A 16881-nucleotide genomic window follows, 5' to 3' on the forward strand; every position below is an offset into this window, starting at 1 on the left:
ACGCCTTGGTCTCGCCCCAAACGCCTGACAGAGTGATGACCATGACCCGATTGCTGCTTCTCACCTCTGCCGTCTCTGCCCTTCTTGTGTTCGGCGCGGCGCCGCTGTTCGCCCAGGGCATGCAGGACCCGTCTTCTGACGATCCGGCGCTTGAACAAGAGTCTCCCCAGCCGGTGGAAGACCCTGAGGCGCCTGAGCTGACGTCAGAGCCGGGCTCGATCGCGGTTTTGCGCGGTCTGGACAAGGTGACGGCCCGCACACGCGATTTCGAGGCCCCTGTGGGCGAAGAGGTGCGCTTTGGCGCGCTGTCGATCACCGTCCCGTATTGCCGCAAGCGTCCGCCGGAAGAGCCGCCGGAAGTCTATGCGTTTCTTGAGATCGAGGATCGTCGGACTGACGGGTTTGGCGTTCAGGCTGAAGGCGAGTTGATGTTCTCGGGCTGGATGTTTGCGTCCAACCCCGCGCTCAACGCGCTGGAGCATCCCGTCTACGACGTCTGGGTGATCGATTGCAGAAGCTGATCGCCGCTCACCCCTTCAGGCAGGGCGAAGAAGTCTGACGGCTCGGCAAGCGCCGCATCCAGATAATTGCGATAGGTCGACTGGGCGATCGTCTCGGTTCCGAACCGCTTGAGATGCTCTGTGTTAAACTGGGTATCGAGCAGGCGATAGCCGCCGGTTTTCAAACGGGCGATCAAGGCCACCAGCGCCGCCTTGGAGGCGTCGGTTTCACGCGAGAACATGCTTTCCCCGAAAAAGGCCGCGCCCAGCGAAACGCCATAGAGCCCGCCTGCCAGCTTGCCCTCTTTCCAGGCTTCGATGGAATGAGCATGGCCTTCGGCATGCATGTCCAGGTACAGCATCAGGATCTGATCGTTGATCCAGCTGTCTTCCCGACCGGGGGCCGGCGCAGCGCAGCTGCGCACGACAGTCTCGAAGCACCGGTTCACCGTGAAGGTGAAGGCGTCGCGACGGATGGTCTTCTTCAGGGATTTGGGAATGTGGAACTTGTCGAGCGGAAGCACGCCGCGCTCATCGGGTTCCAGCAGATAGACACGGGTGTCACTGCGCGACTCCGCCATCGGGAAAACGCCGCGGGCATAACATGCCAGCAATTCCTCAACACCGAAGCCGCGCATGACTCGTCTCCGCGGACTATGAGCCCTGACGCTCGGCCAGCCAGCTTTCCAGCCAGCGGATATGATAGTCCCCGCTCAGGAAGGCGGGCTCGTCCAGGAGCGCCAGATGCAGCGGAATGGTGGTCTCCACCCCGCTCACGACCATTTCGGACAGGGCGCGTCTGAGGCGCAGCAGGGCCTCTTCACGGTCCCGGCCATGCACGATTAGCTTGCCGATCATGGAGTCGTAATAGGGCGGTATGCGATAGCCCGAATACAGCGCGCTATCGAGCCTGACGCCCAGGCCGCCAGGCGCATGGAACTCGGTCACCGTGCCCGGTGAGGGCGAGAAGGTTTCCGGGTTCTCCGCATTGATGCGGCATTCGATGGACCAGCCCTCGAACTTGATGTCGTCCTGGGTGATGTCGAGCTTGTGGCCCGCGGCGACGCGGATCTGCTCGCGCACCAGGTCGATGCGGGTGATCGCTTCGGTGACCGGGTGCTCCACCTGGAGACGGGTGTTCATTTCGATGAAATAGAACTCGCCGTTCTCATACAGGAACTCGACCGTGCCGGCGCCGCGATAGCCGATGGCTTTTACGGCGTCGGTCACGACCTTGCCGATCTTGGCGCGGGCTTCACTGTCGAGCGCCACCGACGGCGCTTCCTCGAGCACCTTCTGGTGGCGACGCTGCAGCGAGCAATCGCGTTCGCCCAGATGGACGACATTGCCATGCTGGTCAGCGAGCACCTGGATCTCGATATGGCGCGGCTGACCGAGATATTTCTCGATATACACAGCGCCGTCGCCAAACGCCGCCTGGGCTTCGGATGAGGCCGTCTGCAGCGCGCTTTCGAGCTTGTCTTCGCTTTCAGCCACCTTCATGCCGCGACCGCCGCCGCCGGAGGCGGCCTTGATCAGCACCGGGAAGCCGATGTCGAGCGCGACCTTGCGGGCCTCGTTCATGTCGGTAATGGCGCCGTCCGAGCCGGGCACGACCGGAATGCCGGCGTCCATGGCGGCCTGCTTGGCGGTGATCTTGTCGCCCATCAGGCGGATGGTGTCCGCGGTCGGGCCGATGAAGGTCAGGCCATGCGCTTCCACGATTTCGGCGAAGCGGGCGTTCTCGGACAGAAAGCCATAGCCGGGATGGATCGCCTGGGCGCCGGTGATTTCGGCGGCGGCCATGATGGCGGGCACGTTGAGATAGGAACGACCGGCAGGCGGCGGACCAATGCAGACGCTTTCATCGGCCAGCTTCACATGCATGGCGTTGGCGTCGGCTTCGGAGTGCACGGCGACGGTCTTGATGCCCATTTCCTTGCAGGCCCGGTGGACCCGCAAGGCGATCTCGCCGCGATTGGCGATAAGGACTTTATCAAACATGAGCGACCGCCTAGCTGATGATGAACAGGGCTTCGCCGTATTCGACCGGCTGGGCGTCATCCACCAGCAGCTCGGTCAGAGTGCCCGATTTGGTTGCGGTGATCGGGTTGAAGGTCTTCATGGCCTCGACCAGCAAGATGGTCTCGCCTTCCTTCACGCTGTCGCCGACCTTCTTGAACTGCTCCGCCTCCGGGGAGGGGCGCAGATACACCGTGCCGACCATGGGCGAGGTCACGGCGCCGGGATGGCTCTTGGCGTCAGCGGCGCCGCTCGAGGCCGGGGTTTCAGGGGCGGACGCGGGCGCCGGAGCCGGAGCCGGTGCGGGCGCAGCAGCCGGCGCGCTCATGGGCTGGCTGGCGTAAATGGCGGGCGCAGCGGTGACTTCGCGCGCAACGCGGATACGCAGTTCGCCCTTTTCGACCTCGATCTCGGTGAGTTCGGTGTCGTTGAGAATATCGGCCAGCTCGCGCACGAGCTTGGAATCGACCTGCGGGTTCGACGTGGTGGACGCCATAGGTTTACTACCCTTTCTAGTCATTATTTAGCACGCGCCTGCGCCAGTTGCACAGCGGCTCTCATCCCCAGCTCATAGCCGCGCGCGCCTAAACCGCTGATCGTGCCAGCGGCGGCAAGTGACACATAAGAGACCGCACGAAAGGCCTCTCGCGCAACAGGCTGGGACAGATGCACCTCTATTGCAGGCACGTCTACCCCTTTGATTGCGTCAAGCAGCGCAATCGATGTGTGCGTGTAGGCGGCGGGATTGATCACGATCGCCGAGCCCTTGGCGCCGGCGGTGTGGATGAGCTCGACCAGCTCGCCCTCATGATTGGTCTGCTCGAAGACGATGGAAGCGCCGAGCGACTCAGCGGTTTGCCGGCACAAGGCCTCGATATCCTTGAGGGTGGTCGTGCCGTATATTTCAGGCTCGCGGGTCCCAAGAAGGTTGAGATTGGGGCCGTTCAGCACAAAAACGGGTTTCAGGGTCGACACGTTTGCTCACTCCGGTCCGGCTGAAGGGCGCCCGCGCGCCTTGACTGCCAGCCTCGGTTCTACGACCTGATGAGAGTGTGAACAAGCAAACCCGTGCGTGGGACGCAGGTCATGACCGAGATTGATGTCGAGTTGAACGGGGAAACCCGCCAGATCCCGTCCAGCCTGACCCTGAAAGGGTTGCTGGAGCATTTGGAGCTGGACCCCCGCAAGGTCGCCGTGGAGCGTAATCTCGAGATTGCGCCGCGCGACGGCTATGATTCGATTCGCATCGAAGCGGGCGACCGGCTCGAAATCGTGCATTTTGTCGGAGGAGGGTGAGCCATGACCGCTCAGACCCAGGACGACGCCCCGCTGGTCGTGGCGGGACGCAGCTTCAACTCGCGCCTGATCATCGGCACGGGCAAGTATGAAACCTATGAGCAGAATGCGCGCGCGCTTGAAGCCTCGGGCGCTGAGATGATCACCGTCGCGGTGCGTCGGGTAAATCTCTCAGACCCCAGCCAGCCGCGGCTTGTCGATTTCATCGATCCCAAGCAATACACCTTCCTGCCCAATACGGCGGGCTGCTTTACCGGCGAGGACGCGGTGCGCACCCTGCGCCTGGCGCGCGAAGCGGGCGGCTGGGATCTGGTGAAGCTTGAAGTGCTGTCAGATCCCAAGCACCTCTATCCGGATATGGCCGAAACCCTTCGGGCCTGCGAGATGCTGGTCAAGGAGGGCTTTGAGGTCATGGTCTATTGCTCGGACGATCCGGTTTACGCCAAGCGGCTGGAAGAGGCGGGCGCCTGCGCGATCATGCCGCTTGGGGCGCCGATCGGCTCGGGGCTCGGCATCCAGAATCCGGTCAATATCCGCCTCATCATCGAGGAGGCGAAGGTGCCGGTGATCGTGGATGCGGGTGTCGGCACGGCGTCAGACGCCGCTGTGGGCATGGAGCTCGGTTGTGACGGCATCCTGATGAACACCGCCATCGCCGAGGCCAAGGACCCGGTGCGCATGGCCAAGGCCATGAAGCACGCCGTCATTGGCGGACGTGAGGCGTATCTGGCGGGACGCATGCCCAAGAAGCGCTATGCCGATCCGTCGAGCCCGCTGGCGGGGCTGATTTAGGTCAAAGCCTAGCGGGAGCGTCTTAGCGCTTCCGCTCCGACCGGCAGGTCATCCACGACTTCTGAACAGACAGGACGCGAGACCCGTTCGCCTCGCATCAGGAGGCGATGCTCATATTCGCGCATCGCTGTGCCGCCCAGGCAGGGCAGGACGTGGGTGATCTCGATCATCTCCCGTTGCGCCATGGTGCGCATCACGGCCGCGGCGAGGGCGTCGCTGACGAGCGCATTGACCTGCCAGGCCCGCTCGGCGCCCGACCGGGCGCCATAGGCGCGTCCTGACGGACCCACCATCAGCGCATTGTCCGTCTCGCGCATGCGAATAGGGACGAGCGGCAGCCATTCCGGCCCGGAATAGGGCGGGTAGGTGGTGTCCCAGCGGGCGCCGACGCTGAACCAGGGACTGTCAAAGAAGAAGGGCAGGATGTTCAGCACGCTATAGACGCCGCCATCGGCCCAATCGGCTTCATCAATGCCGGGCCAGTAGGCTTCGCGGTGCGCGCTGACGGGCTCGTCGAGCACAACGCGCCCGGTCATGCGATCGGTGATCCAGACCCGGCCCAGCAGGGCCGCGTCCATGTGCGAGCCGAAATCAGGCCCGTCCACATGGTCAAAATCCATTGAGATGACATAGCGCGCCTGATCCCGGTTCGGCGCGGCGAGTCCGGCCTGTTCCAGCGCGGCTTCAAAGCGGGGCCGCAGGATCGTGCGATTGGGTTCGGGCAGGAACCAGGAGAACTGAGATGTCCCGGTAACCGGGCCAAGCGCCATCTGGTGGTAGAAGGGGCTGGCGGCATCCACCCGCACGCTTTGCGTGATGAGCGGTTGCGGCGCTTGCCGCGCCGAAATGGCGTCACGGCTGGCGCAAGCGGTGACGGTAAGCGCCGCACAGGCGGCCAGTACGAGTTTGAAAGACGTCATCATCCCCTCCAGATCGCGGGGATGATTAACCACAAGCGGGAAACAAGCTGTAAACGGCGCCGGGAAATGACCCGGCGCCGCTGACAATCGTGATTAATTGGCGAGCGCTTCGTTCACGGCGCGCTCCAGCCCCTCAATGTCCGCACCGGGAATGACCGTGTCGCCGACAATGAAGAAGGGCGTGCCGGTAATGCCGATGGACTGGGCCAGCTGGCGAACATCGGCGAGCTGACGGGTGATCTCTTCGGACTCCATTTCCGCGCGCATGGCGTCCACATCCACCCCGGCGGTGACGGCAAAGGCGTCGATCCGGTCATCGGGCAGGGGGCCGCTGGCGTTCATGAGGGCGTTGTGAAACGCCTCATAGCTGTCCGGCGCAATGCGCCAGACGGCGAGAGACGCGCGCGCGGCGTTGGTCGATTGCTCGCCACGGATCGGAAATTCCTTGTAGATGAAGCGGACCTGGTCGCCATGGTCTTCCAGGGTGGACTGGATCCATTCATTGGAGACGGTGCAATACGGGCAGCGATAGTCAAAGAACTCGATGACGGTGATCACTGGATCCTCAGCGCCGACTTGCGGATCACGTGAGTCCCCGAAGAGCTGGTCCTCGCTGGAAGTCACAGCGCCCAAAAGGGCGTCCTGTTCACGCTGACGAGCCCGGCGCTGCAGCTCGATCAGCGCTTCCTCGATGATTTCGGGATTTTGCAGAATGTACTCACGGACAATCTGTTCGATCTCTTCGCGATTGGCCGGTTCTTGCGCCGGCGCGCAGGCGGTCATGCCCAGAGTGAAAGCAAGGGCGAGCAGCAAGGTGCGCATGAAAGCTCCAGTCAGATATCAGGTCTTGGTCGCCCCGCCTTTAGCGCGTTTGCAACCGCGGGCACAATCACAAGCCCGTTTAAGGCTGTAACAGCGTGTGCCGGTCCAGGGTCTGGAAATTGGGACGCCGGTCTCGCTCGCGCCGATTCCACTCGCGCATTTCACGGGTGTCGGGTCGGGTCACGGCGAGGATTTCAGTCGCACGCACCCAGGCTTCGGTGCCGCGTTCGAGCTCTTCCTGCGCGCGCGTGGCGAAAATGTGAGCCTGCATCTCGTCGCCAACGGCGTATGCACGTTCTGCCGTCGCGAGTTCAGCCTCCGCCGTCTCTCCCAATTGCTGGTGCGCCAGCGAGCGCTGGAACCAGGCGAATGGATTTTGAGGTTCGCTCACAAGCGCGATTCTGAGTTGGCTCAGAGCTTCGCGCGCATTGGCGTCATCATTGGTCGCGACCAATGCAGAGGCATAGCCAATCCGCAGGAGCGGCGCATCGGGCATGATCTCGACGGCGCGGCGATAAGGTTCGATCGAGCGCTCGATGAACCCGCTTTCATAGAGCATCTGGCCCTTGAGCTCGAAGAAGTATGGGTTCTCCGGCTCCAGTTCGAGCAACTCATTGACAGCCTGTTCGGCGTTATCGGTCAGGCCCTGCTTGTAATACGCCACGGCGCGGGCATAGCGCGCCGGAATGGAGGTATCGGTTTCAGGGTAGCGCGAAAAGGTTTGCGCGGGCGGCGCCATGAAGCCGATGATCTTCGCCTTCAGCCGATCGAGTTCGGCCAGTTCCTCGGCGCTGTCAGTGACATCGGAATAGGGCGAAGCCTCCACGTTTCGACGCAGGGCGGCGACCCGGTCTGCCGATAGCGGGTGAGACCGGAAGTATTCCCACCGGCGCTGGAAGGAAATGCGCTCTTGATAGGCCAGCCGTTCGAAGGTCGCGACAAGGCCTCGGCCAGACTGCTCGGTTTCAGTGAGAAAGCGGACAGCCGCTTGGTCAGCCGAGGCCTCTTGAGCACGCGTATAGGTAAGCATGTTCAGCTGACCGAATTGCGGTGCTGAGGCGATGATGGCAGCGCCAGCGTCCGGAGCCCCGGCCAGGGCGGCGATTAGGCCGACCCCCAAGGAGGCGGCCATGGTGGCGAGCCCAGCCCGGCTGGCTTCGCCGCGGCGAATGATGTGGGCGCCTTCGATGTGTCCGATTTCGTGGGCAATAACGCCCTTGATTTCGTTGGGCGTCTCGGCGCGGATAATCGTGCCGGTATTGAGGAAGATATTCTGACCGCCCGCAACAAAAGCGTTAAATTCCATGTCGCCGACCAGATAGAAATCCACGGCATCGACATCGAGGCCGGCCGCTTCCAGCAGCGGGTCGGTGTATTCGCGCATGGCGCGCTCGGTTTCAGTATCCCGGATCAAGCCCTGAGCGTGCGCACCGGAGAGGCTGGCGAACGCCAGCCCTGCTGCTGCTGCCAGATGGACAATGCCGCTCCGCATGGATTTGAGCATTCAGAACGCCTTCTTCAGTGTCAGTCGACCCAGCCTGAGGCGATGAGCCTATCGCGTTGACCGTGTAGACGCCAGAGAAGGTGAGAACGGCGCCGGAAGTGTGACATCCGGCGCCGCTCGTTGATCTAGCCCAGTCCCAGGAACTTGGAGGATTTCTGCCACCAGCCGCGTTTGGCGGGGCGGGCCTCTTCATTGCCGTCATTGCCTGAGTCGCTCTCTGCCGCGGCTTCGTCCGATGCATCAGAGGCTTCAGATTGAGGCTTATCAGAGGGCGTTGGGGCTGCGACAGGCGCAGGCTGAGCATCGTTTCCACCTGAATCGGCTGGCGTGCCGGACTGCTCCATGGCTTCACGCGCAACTGCGTCTGTATTGTCCGGCTCGGCCTTCTTGCGGCGGGTGCGCCGCTTGGGTTTTTCCGTTTCGGCGTTCTCGGAGTCAGCCTTGGACGGTTCCGTCTCGGCGCCGGTATCCGCAGCCGGCTCGGCCTTTTTGCGACGGGTCCGACGCTTGGGCTTTGCGGGAGGCTCATCTTCCGTACTGGCTTCAGCGGCGGTGTCATCACCCTGGGCTTCGGTCTGCGCCTCGGCCTCTTCCGTCACTTTCTTCCGGCGGGTACGGCGTTTGGGCTTGGCTGGCGCTTCCTCAACGGCTGACGAGGACGCCTCTGTGGCAGGGGCTGCATCAGCCTCGGCAGATGGCGCCTCATCGGTCGAAGCGGCGTCTTCATTGGCCGTTTCGATCCGGTCTGTCGCCTTGCGGCGGCGGCGGCTGGGACGCTTGCGACGGGGCGCGGCGTCCTCTTCGGTCTCGCTGGCGCCGATCGGATCTGATTCTGACGGCTCAATCACTTGCAGGCCGGCGACCTCGTCCTTGTCTTCGGTTGAGGCGGTTTCGTCGCGGGATTCATCTTGCGTATTGTCCAGAACGGCCTGGGCGTCATCCTGCGAGCCGGCCTCCTCATTGCGCTTGCGACGGTTTCGGCCGCCGCGACGTCCACGACGCCGACGCTTCTTGGAGCCGTCTTCATTGGTCTCCTCAGAGGCCGTGCGAGACGGGCGAGACTCGCGTTCGCTCGCCTCGTCGCTGTCCTCTTGCGTGTCCGCTTCCGCGATGGCGTCCACTTCGACGGCGTCCGCACTGGTGAGCGGCGTCTCGGCGCGCGCCGCTTCGGCCACAGCCCGTGCGGCTTCGCGACGACTCTCCAGGCGCTCGAGCTGGCAATCAGGACGGATCAGGCTGTCATCGGCGGTCACCGTGACGCTGATCTCGTACCGCGCCTCGATAGCGGTCAAGTGATCGCGCTTCTCATTGAGAATATAGAGCGCCACTTCGGGCGAGCAGCGCAGGCGCGCCTTGGCGGTGCGACCGCGCACGCCTTCTTCCTCGAGCGCCCGCAGGGCCACGAGAGCACTCGATTCAATCGAGCGGATATAGCCCGAACCACGGCAATGCGGGCAGGTGTCGGTTGACCCTTCCACAAGCGAGGTGCGGCGGCGCTGACGGCTCATCTCCATCAGGCCGAACTGTGAGATGCGACCCACCTGCAGGCGGGCGCGGTCGCGCTTGAGGGAGTCCTTCATCTTCTTCTCGACGGCGCGAACATTCTTGTTCTCGTCCATGTCGATGAAGTCGATGACCAGCAGACCGGCGAGGTCGCGAAGACGCATCTGGCGCGCCGCTTCCTCAGCCGCCTCCATATTGGTCTTGAGCGCGGTCTGCTCGATATTGCGTTCCTTGGTCGCCTTGCCCGAGTTCACGTCGATGGAAACCAACGCTTCGGTCGGGTTGATGACGATATAGCCGCCCGATTTCAGCTGTGCGATGGGCGAATGGATCGCCTCAAGCTGGCTTTCCACCTGATGACGCAGGAAGAGCGGGGTGGCGTCGCGGTAATTCTGGACCTTCTTGGCGTGGCTGGGCATGAGCATGCGCATGAAGGCCTTGGCCTCCTTGTAGGCATCCTCGCCGTCGACCAGCACCTCGTCGATTTCCTTGTCATAGAGGTCGCGGATCACGCGTTTGACGAGATTGCCTTCCTCATAGATCAGCTTGGGCGCGCTCGATTCCAGCGTTGTGGTGCGAATGGTCTCCCAAAGCCGGATTAGATAATCATAATCGCGCTTGATCTCGACCTTGGTCCGTGCTGCGCCCGCCGTACGGATGATCAGGCCCATGCCCTGAGGCACAGACAGCTCAGACACGGCCGATTTCAGGCGCTTGCGGTCTGACGCATTGGTGATCTTGCGCGAAATGCCGCCGCCGCGCGCAGTGTTGGGCATCAGCACGCAATACCGGCCGGCCAGCGACAGATAGGTGGTCAGGGCGGCGCCCTTGTTGCCGCGCTCTTCCTTGGCGACCTGCACCAGCAGCACCTGACGGCGCTTGATGACTTCCTGGATCTTGTACTTGCGCAGGAAGGAGCGACGACGCCGCGCCGCTTCGTCAATCAGATCGTCCTCGTCGGGCGCGGGCGCGTCCTCGTTTTCGTCCTCGGGAGCAGCCTCGTCATTGAGGTCGGCCGTGGCTTCGGCTTCAGCCTCGCGCAGGGCGGCGCGATCCTCATGCGGGATCTGGTAGTAATCGGGATGGATCTCGTTGAAGGCGAGGAAGCCGTGCTTGTTGCCGCCATACTCGACGAAGGCCGCCTGAAGCGAAGGCTCTACGCGGGTGACCTTGGCGAGATAGATGTTGCCCCGAATGGGTTTCTTCGAGGCGGATTCGAAGTCGAATTCCTCAACCCGATTGTTGTCGACAATCACCACCCGGGTCTCTTCCGGGTGGGCGGCGTCGATCAGCATTTTGCGTGACATAAAAAAACGCTCCATACCGCACGTCGACCGCCGCGCTCTCCAGGGAGGCGGCGTCAGACATGCAGCGATTGTGGATGGAACGCGCTCGGCGGCGATCTGTTCTTAGAAAAGATGATCTCGCGGCGGGAGCGCGCATCATGGTTCTGTCCTTAACCGGGCAGGGGCGGTTCTGATTCGAACGGTCACCCGTGCGCCAGTTGTTCTGGCTTGTGGCGCCGGCGGCGGGCTTTCGGCCCTCCCGCGTCGTCCAAAAATCTGTTGGCTCTGAAGATTTGCGCCGAAGCGCGGATCTTCAAGGGCGTTCGAGGCAGGCGGCGCGCGGACGCGTCCGAACCTGACTATCGAACATAGTCACATTGCACGATAATGTCGCCAATGAAAAGCGAGCTTCGCCGTGTTAGAGTCTCGTAAAGGACTCGCTAACCGAATCTCAAGGCGTGTCGTTTTACCTTGTCGCTGAATGGAGTTTTGCGCGCCTCACAATGACGCAGAACCCGCTTGGGACCTCGGGATGGTGGTGGTCATGTTGCGATTGATGGCGAGTCTGGTCGCGTGCGCGCTGACGGTGGCAACCGGCACGGCGTTCGCATCCGATATTACGAAAGTCCGGTTTGGCGCCTACGAAACGCACACCCGGATCGTCATCGAAAGCGAAACACCGCTTGATTCCCGCGCCTTCACCCTGGCCGAACCCGTTTCCCGCCTTGTTGTTTCCTTTGACCAGGCAGGCTGGGACGTGCGCGAACTGCCGAATCGCCAGGGCGAAGGGGATGGCCTTGTGGGGCGCTTCCAGTTTGACGGTCAGGCGGGCGCGCCGCGTCTGGTGTTCGCGTTGAACGAACCCTCCACGGTGGATCACCATTTCTCGCTGGACCCGGACGGGGGCGGCTATCGCACGGTGGTCGACCTGGTGCCGGTGGGCTCCTCTACGTTCCAGCAGGTTTCGGGCTTCCCCGCCGAGTCGACGAACATGGCGCAGTTTCTCGTCGAGAATGCGGTCGTGTCCGCTGCGCCGCCTGCCTGTGAAGCGGTGCGCGTGGTAATCGATCCTGGTCATGGCGGCCGGGACCCGGGCGCGCTGGCGCGCTTTGGCGGCGGTGACGAGGCGGATGTGAACCTGGCCGCTGGCCTCGTACTGCGCGACATCCTGAACGCGACCGGGCGTTATGAAGTGATCATGACACGTGACCGCGATGTGTATGTGGATCTGTATGACCGTGTGGAGATCGCCCGTCAGGCCGAGGCCGACCTCTTCATCTCGCTGCATGCGGATTCCGCAGGGACGTCCACCACGCCTGAGGGGGCGACCGTGTATTCCATGAATCACCGGGCCGTGGACCGGGCGCGTTCGCGCGCCATCAGCCAGGGCGACTGGGTGGATTCCAACCGTCCGGAAGAAGTGTCGCGCATCCTTGTGGAAATGTCGCTGACCAACAAGGAAAGCCAGTCCGAACGCTTCGCCGATGCCCTGCGTACCGAAGTGGGGCGGGTGAATCCGTTGTTCCGTGATACGCCGATGCGCGCCAACTTCGCCGTGCTGATTGACGCCGAAGTGCCAGCGGTTCTGTTCGAAATGGGCTTTTTGACCAACCGGACCGATGCGCGTCGTTTGAACAGCGCCACGGATCGGCGCCGGTTGATGCAATCGGCGGCGGCGGCGATTGATGCGCATTTCGCCCATTGCCAGGGCGCTGAGAGCGAGCGTTACATCGCCCAGAACGCGGCATCGGCGTCCAGCACCCGCTGATCGGGCCTCTCATCTGCATCTCTGATTGGGTTGACGGCCAACTCACGTCATAATGACGCCATCTACGGGCGTAATAAGGCGGGGCGGGCAGGCCTTGCGCGCCGTCTATGAGGGCAAGATGAAGCTGTTGAGTTGGAAAAACGCGTTGCGCGCCCTGATCTGGGGCGCCAGTGCGGCGGTGGTTCTGGGCGTGATCGCGGTTATCGCCGGCGCCGTCTACGTCGTTCGGGTGACCGAAGACCTGCCGGACTATCAACAGCTGGCGGAATATGAGCCGCCTATCATGAGCCGCGTGCATGCCGGCGATGGCCGCCTGATCCAGGAATACGCCATCGAGCACCGCGTCTTCGTGCCGATCGAGAATATTCCGCCGCTGGTCATCGACGCCTATCTGTCCGCCGAGGACAAGAATTTCTACAGCCATGGCGGCGTGGATTACCTGGGCATGGTCCGGGGCGGTATCCGCTCCATCCTGGCGCGCATGCGCAATCCCAATGCGGCGTTGCAGTCGGGCTCAACCATCACCCAACAGGTGGCGAAGAACTTCCTGTTCAGTTCCGACCAGCGCATTGATCGCAAGATTCGCGAGATCGTCATTGCGCGCCGGATGGAGCGCGCTTTCACCAAGGATCAGATCCTCGAGCTGTATCTCAACGAGATCTACCTGGGTAATCGCGCTTACGGAATCGCTGCAGCAGCGCTGAACTATTTCGACAAATCCCTCGACGAGCTGGAATTGCACGAGGCCGCCTATCTCGCCGCTTTGCCCAAGGGGCCCAGCAATTACCATCCCACCCGCAATACCGAAGCCGCGATCGGACGCCGCAACTGGGTGCTTTCGCGCATGATCGCCAATGGCGTGATCACCCGCGAAGCGGGCGAGGCGGCGATGGAGATGCCGCTGGAAACCGCTGAGCGCCTCGACGGGGATGAGTATCTGGCGGCCGAGTATTTCGTGGAGCAGGTTCGCCGCGAGGTCTTCAACCGCTATGGCCAGGATCAGCTTTACGAAGGCGGGCTGTCGATCCGCACCACGCTGGATACCCGCATGCAGCTGGCTGCGCGCCGCGCGCTTCGCGATGGTCTTGAAGCCTATGACCGGCGCCATGGCTATCGCGGCCCGGTGACGACGCTTGAATCCTTTGACGCCTGGCCCGAACAGCTGTCCGAGATCGAACCGCCTGCCGATATGGATTCAGGCTGGCGGCTCGCCGTCGTGCTTGAGCTGACCGATACGGACGCCTTGATCGGCTTTGCCGATCGCAGCCGTGGTCGCATTCCGCTTTACGCGCTGGCCTGGGCGCGCGAGCCGCGGCGGGACGAGGACGGCTTCCCTCGGACCGGCAGCGCCATTCGACAGCCGTCTGACGTGTTCGAGCTGGGCGATGTGGTCATCGTCGAGGATCTGGTGGCCGAAGACGCGCCGGATGAAACCGTGGAAGACGACCATTACGGCCTGCGCCAGATGCCGGCGGTCAATGGCGGGATCGTCGCCATCGACCCGTTCACGGGCCGGGTGCTGTCCATGGTGGGCGGCTATTCCTTCCAGCACAGCCAATTCAATCGCGCCGTTCAGGCCCGCCGCCAGCCCGGCTCGTCCTTCAAGCCGTTTGTCTATGCCGCGGCCTTGGAAAACGAATACACGCCGGTCTCCATTATTCTGGACGCGCCCTTTGTGGCGTCCGGTGATGCGGAAATGCGATTCTATCGTCCGCAGAACTATTCCGAAGTGTTCTATGGTCCCTCGACTCTGCGTCGGGGTCTTGAGCTGTCCCGGAACGTCATGACCGTGCGCCTGGCGCAGGACATGGGCATGGCGCCGATCGTGGATATGGGCGAACGCACCGGCATTTATGACGACCTCCAGCCCACCCTGGCCATGTCGCTGGGGGCGGGGGAGACCACGCTGATGCGGCTCATCGGCGCCTACGGCGCCCTGGTCAATGGCGGACGCCTGATCGAACCGGCGCTGATCGACCGGGTTCAGGACCGTTCGGGTGATACCATCTACATCCACGACGAACGTGAATGCGTCGGCTGCGACGTGCCCGAAGGATATGATCCTTCCCTGCACGAACCACGCCTGCCTGAACTGGGTGAGCAGGTCATCGACCCTGTGACCTCCTACCAGATCGTGCATATGCTCGAAGGCGCCGTGGAGCGGGGCACTGCCACCGCACTGCGCTCGCTGGGCCGTCCGCTGGGCGGCAAGACTGGCACCACTAATGACTTCCACGATGCCTGGTTCGTGGGCTTCAGCCCCGACCTGGTCGTGGGCGTCTATGTGGGCTTTGACACGCCCCGTCCGCTGGGTTCGGGCGAGGCGGGCGGCCGTGTGGCGGCGCCGGTCGCCGCACAATTCCTGGGGACGGCGCTTGAGACCTATTCCTCCGCGCCCTTCCGGGTCCCTGATGGTGTGAACCTCGCCCCGATTGATCGCGAAACCGGCGAGCCGGGCGTGATTGGTCGCCCCGGCGTCATTCTGGAAGCCTTCAAGCCGGGCACCGAGCCGCAACGCGGCCAGAGCGCAGCGGAAGAAACCCTGAGCTTTGGCGCCAATGCGCTGGGCGTGAACTTTTCCGATGAGTCCCAGTCCGATGCGCCTGAGGATGAAGAGGAAGAAGACGCTTTGGGCGGTCTTTACTAGCGCGACCAGCTTACGCTTCTCACAAACAGGCGCAGTCTCTTGTCCAGGGGCTGCGCCTCGTTTATCGACCCCTTCCAGACCTGTTTTCCAAGACTATCGGAGATCCGCTATGCGCGCCGAGATCGCTGAACTCAAAGACGCCATCGAACAGTCCACCGCCTTGCTACGGAGGCGTCTTTGACTGGCCTACGGCTGAGAAAAGACTCGATGAACTGAACGCCAAGGCGGAAGATCCCGGTCTGTGGGACAATCCCACCGAGGCGCAGAAGCTCATGCGTGAGCGCAACCGGCTCGATCAGTCCATGACCGAGGTGCAGGAGATCGACGCCGATCTCGCAGACACGCTCGAGCTGGCCGAAATGGCCGAAATGGATAGCGATGAGGATCTCTATCAGGACGCAGCCGAGGCGTTGAAAGCGCTGCGGGCGCGGGCCGGCAAGGCCGAGCTGCAAGCCTTGTTGTCTGGTGAAGCGGACAGCAATGACAGCTATCTCGAGATTCACCCCGGCGCAGGCGGCACCGAGGCTCAGGACTGGGCTTCCATGCTGGCGCGGATGTATACCCGTTGGGCGGAGAAATCCGGCTTCAAGGTTGAAGTGATCGAGGCGCAGGCCGGGGATGAAGCCGGTCTGAAATCCATCACCATTCTGGTTAAGGGCGACAACGCCTATGGCTGGCTGAAAACCGAGGCGGGTGTTCACCGGCTTGTGCGGATCTCGCCCTATGACAGTTCCGGGCGTCGTCATACCAGCTTCGCCTCGGTCTGGACCTATCCGCTGGTTGATGACGCCATCGATATCGAGATCGAGGACAAGGATGTTCGCGTGGACACCTATCGCGCTTCGGGCGCGGGCGGTCAGCACGTGAACAAGACCGATTCCGCCGTGCGTCTGACCCACGAGCCGACCGGTATCGTCGTGGCCTGCCAGACCGACCGCTCGCAGCACAAGAACCGGGCCAATGCCTGGACCATGCTGCGCGCCCGTCTTTACGAGCTGGAGCTTCAGAAACGTGAGGAGGCCGCCCAGGCCGACGCGGAATCCAAAACCGATATCGGTTGGGGACATCAGATCCGTTCTTACGTGCTGCAGCCCTATCAGATGGTCAAGGATTTGCGCACCCAGGTCGAGACGTCTGACACTCAGGGCGTCCTTGACGGCGATCTTGATGACTTCATGGCCGCCGCCCTGGCGCAGCGCGTGGGCAAGTCCGACGAGGACTAGGCCTGACAAGCTGAGCAAAATGAAAAGGGCCGGTGCTCAGCACCGGCCCTTTTTGTATTCGCAAAACCCGTCGTCTCAGGATTTGGAGGTGAACGGGTCGTTGGCCACTGCCTTGTCCGAGCTGGCTGCCGCAGCAGGCGGCGGCGTGGTGGAGGAGGCGGTTGAGCCGGTGCTGGAGCCGGAGCCGGAGCCGGAGCTCGTGCTCTGAGCCGCAGGTTTGGCGTTGGCGGGCGGCGATTTCACATCCGAGAGCGGATCGGAGGAGCGCTTGCACAAGCCATCGAAATAGGCGCCGCTTTCGATCGCGAGGGTCGCATGGATGACATCGCCTTCGACACGCGCAGTCGAGGACAGCTGCACCTGACGGGCGCGAACCGAACCGTTAACGCGGCCACGGATGACCACATTCTCGGCGATGACTTCGCCCTTGATGGAGGCTTCTTCGCCAATGGTGAGGTCCGTGGCGCGGACATCGCCTTCTACAGTGCCGTCCAGCTGCACTTCGCCATCAGAGACGATCGAGCCGGTGATCTTCAGATCAGCGCTCAGAATGGAAGGGGCTTTGGCTTTCATGGCGGACCTCTTGGTCGGAGCAGGC

General features: G+C 62.7%; 15 protein-coding genes. 6 read left to right on the plus strand and 9 right to left on the minus strand.

Annotated elements, in window-relative coordinates:
* Positions 1-41: 41 nt before the first annotated feature.
* Entirely contained in the window at positions 42-521 is a 480-nt protein-coding gene (locus tag RBA95_RS09265) for a DUF2155 domain-containing protein (protein ID WP_306016560.1), read from the plus strand.
* Here RBA95_RS09265 and aat read toward each other — a convergent pair.
* From aat to aroQ, 4 genes are read right to left on the minus strand one after another with little or no spacing between them, the layout of a single operon-like run.
* The gene (aat, locus tag RBA95_RS09270) at positions 488-1138 is read right to left on the minus strand and encodes a leucyl/phenylalanyl-tRNA--protein transferase (protein WP_306016561.1); all 651 of its coding nucleotides are present in this window, start codon (positions 1136-1138) and stop codon (positions 488-490) included. The two genes, RBA95_RS09265 and aat, sit on opposite strands and share 34 nt — an antisense overlap.
* A gap of 16 nt (positions 1139-1154) precedes the next feature.
* Complete coding sequence (gene accC, locus RBA95_RS09275; RefSeq protein WP_306016562.1) at positions 1155-2504, minus strand: acetyl-CoA carboxylase biotin carboxylase subunit; 1350 nt, start codon at positions 2502-2504, stop codon at positions 1155-1157.
* A 10-nt stretch (positions 2505-2514) separates the two neighbouring features.
* On the minus strand, positions 2515-3018 hold the full coding sequence (accB, locus tag RBA95_RS09280) for an acetyl-CoA carboxylase biotin carboxyl carrier protein (RefSeq protein WP_306016563.1): 504 nt from the start codon (positions 3016-3018) through the stop codon (positions 2515-2517).
* A gap of 23 nt (positions 3019-3041) precedes the next feature.
* On the minus strand, positions 3042-3488 hold the full coding sequence (gene aroQ / locus RBA95_RS09285; RefSeq protein WP_371933601.1) for a type II 3-dehydroquinate dehydratase: 447 nt from the start codon (positions 3486-3488) through the stop codon (positions 3042-3044).
* A 120-nt stretch (positions 3489-3608) separates the two neighbouring features.
* Here aroQ and thiS point away from each other — a divergent pair, with 120 nt between their 5' ends.
* Both thiS and RBA95_RS09295 read left to right on the plus strand, forming a co-directional pair.
* On the plus strand, positions 3609-3818 hold the full coding sequence (thiS, locus tag RBA95_RS09290) for a sulfur carrier protein ThiS (protein WP_306016565.1): 210 nt from the start codon (positions 3609-3611) through the stop codon (positions 3816-3818).
* Between the two features lie 3 nt (positions 3819-3821).
* Complete coding sequence (locus tag RBA95_RS09295; RefSeq protein WP_306016566.1) at positions 3822-4610, plus strand: thiazole synthase; 789 nt, start codon at positions 3822-3824, stop codon at positions 4608-4610.
* An 8-nt stretch (positions 4611-4618) separates the two neighbouring features.
* Here the strand turns inward: RBA95_RS09295 and RBA95_RS09300 are convergent, their stop codons facing one another.
* The 4 genes from RBA95_RS09300 to RBA95_RS09315 form a co-directional block, all read right to left on the minus strand.
* Entirely contained in the window at positions 4619-5530 is a 912-nt protein-coding gene (locus RBA95_RS09300) for a hypothetical protein (protein WP_306016567.1), read from the minus strand.
* Positions 5531-5623: 93 nt separating this feature from the next.
* Complete coding sequence (locus RBA95_RS09305; protein WP_306016568.1) at positions 5624-6352, minus strand: DsbA family protein; 729 nt, start codon at positions 6350-6352, stop codon at positions 5624-5626.
* A gap of 79 nt (positions 6353-6431) precedes the next feature.
* Entirely contained in the window at positions 6432-7856 is a 1425-nt protein-coding gene (locus tag RBA95_RS09310; RefSeq protein WP_306016569.1) for a M48 family metalloprotease, read from the minus strand.
* Between the two features lie 125 nt (positions 7857-7981).
* On the minus strand, positions 7982-10666 hold the full coding sequence (locus RBA95_RS09315) for a ribonuclease E/G (RefSeq protein ID WP_306016570.1): 2685 nt from the start codon (positions 10664-10666) through the stop codon (positions 7982-7984).
* A gap of 523 nt (positions 10667-11189) precedes the next feature.
* Here RBA95_RS09315 and RBA95_RS09320 point away from each other — a divergent pair.
* The 3 genes from RBA95_RS09320 (at position 11190) to prfB (ending at position 16283) form a co-directional block, all read left to right on the plus strand.
* The gene (locus RBA95_RS09320; protein WP_306016571.1) at positions 11190-12413 is read left to right on the plus strand and encodes an N-acetylmuramoyl-L-alanine amidase; all 1224 of its coding nucleotides are present in this window, start codon (positions 11190-11192) and stop codon (positions 12411-12413) included.
* A gap of 118 nt (positions 12414-12531) precedes the next feature.
* Positions 12532-15060, plus strand: a complete 2529-nt coding sequence (locus RBA95_RS09325) for a penicillin-binding protein 1A (protein WP_306016572.1) — start codon at positions 12532-12534, stop codon at positions 15058-15060.
* 109 nt (positions 15061-15169) lie between these two features.
* Positions 15170-16283 (plus strand): peptide chain release factor 2 gene (prfB, locus tag RBA95_RS09330; RefSeq protein WP_306016573.1). Its coding sequence is split into 2 segments (ribosomal slippage): positions 15170-15238 and positions 15240-16283, totalling 1113 coding nucleotides; the frame shifts between segments, so codons are not numbered across the junction.
* Between the two features lie 75 nt (positions 16284-16358).
* Here prfB and RBA95_RS09335 read toward each other — a convergent pair.
* On the minus strand, positions 16359-16856 hold the full coding sequence (locus RBA95_RS09335) for a polymer-forming cytoskeletal protein (RefSeq protein WP_306016574.1): 498 nt from the start codon (positions 16854-16856) through the stop codon (positions 16359-16361).
* Positions 16857-16881: the final 25 nt, after the last annotated feature.

The organism is Oceanicaulis sp. MMSF_3324 (assembly GCF_030733545.1).
Classification (GTDB): Bacteria; Pseudomonadota; Alphaproteobacteria; order Caulobacterales; family Maricaulaceae; genus Oceanicaulis.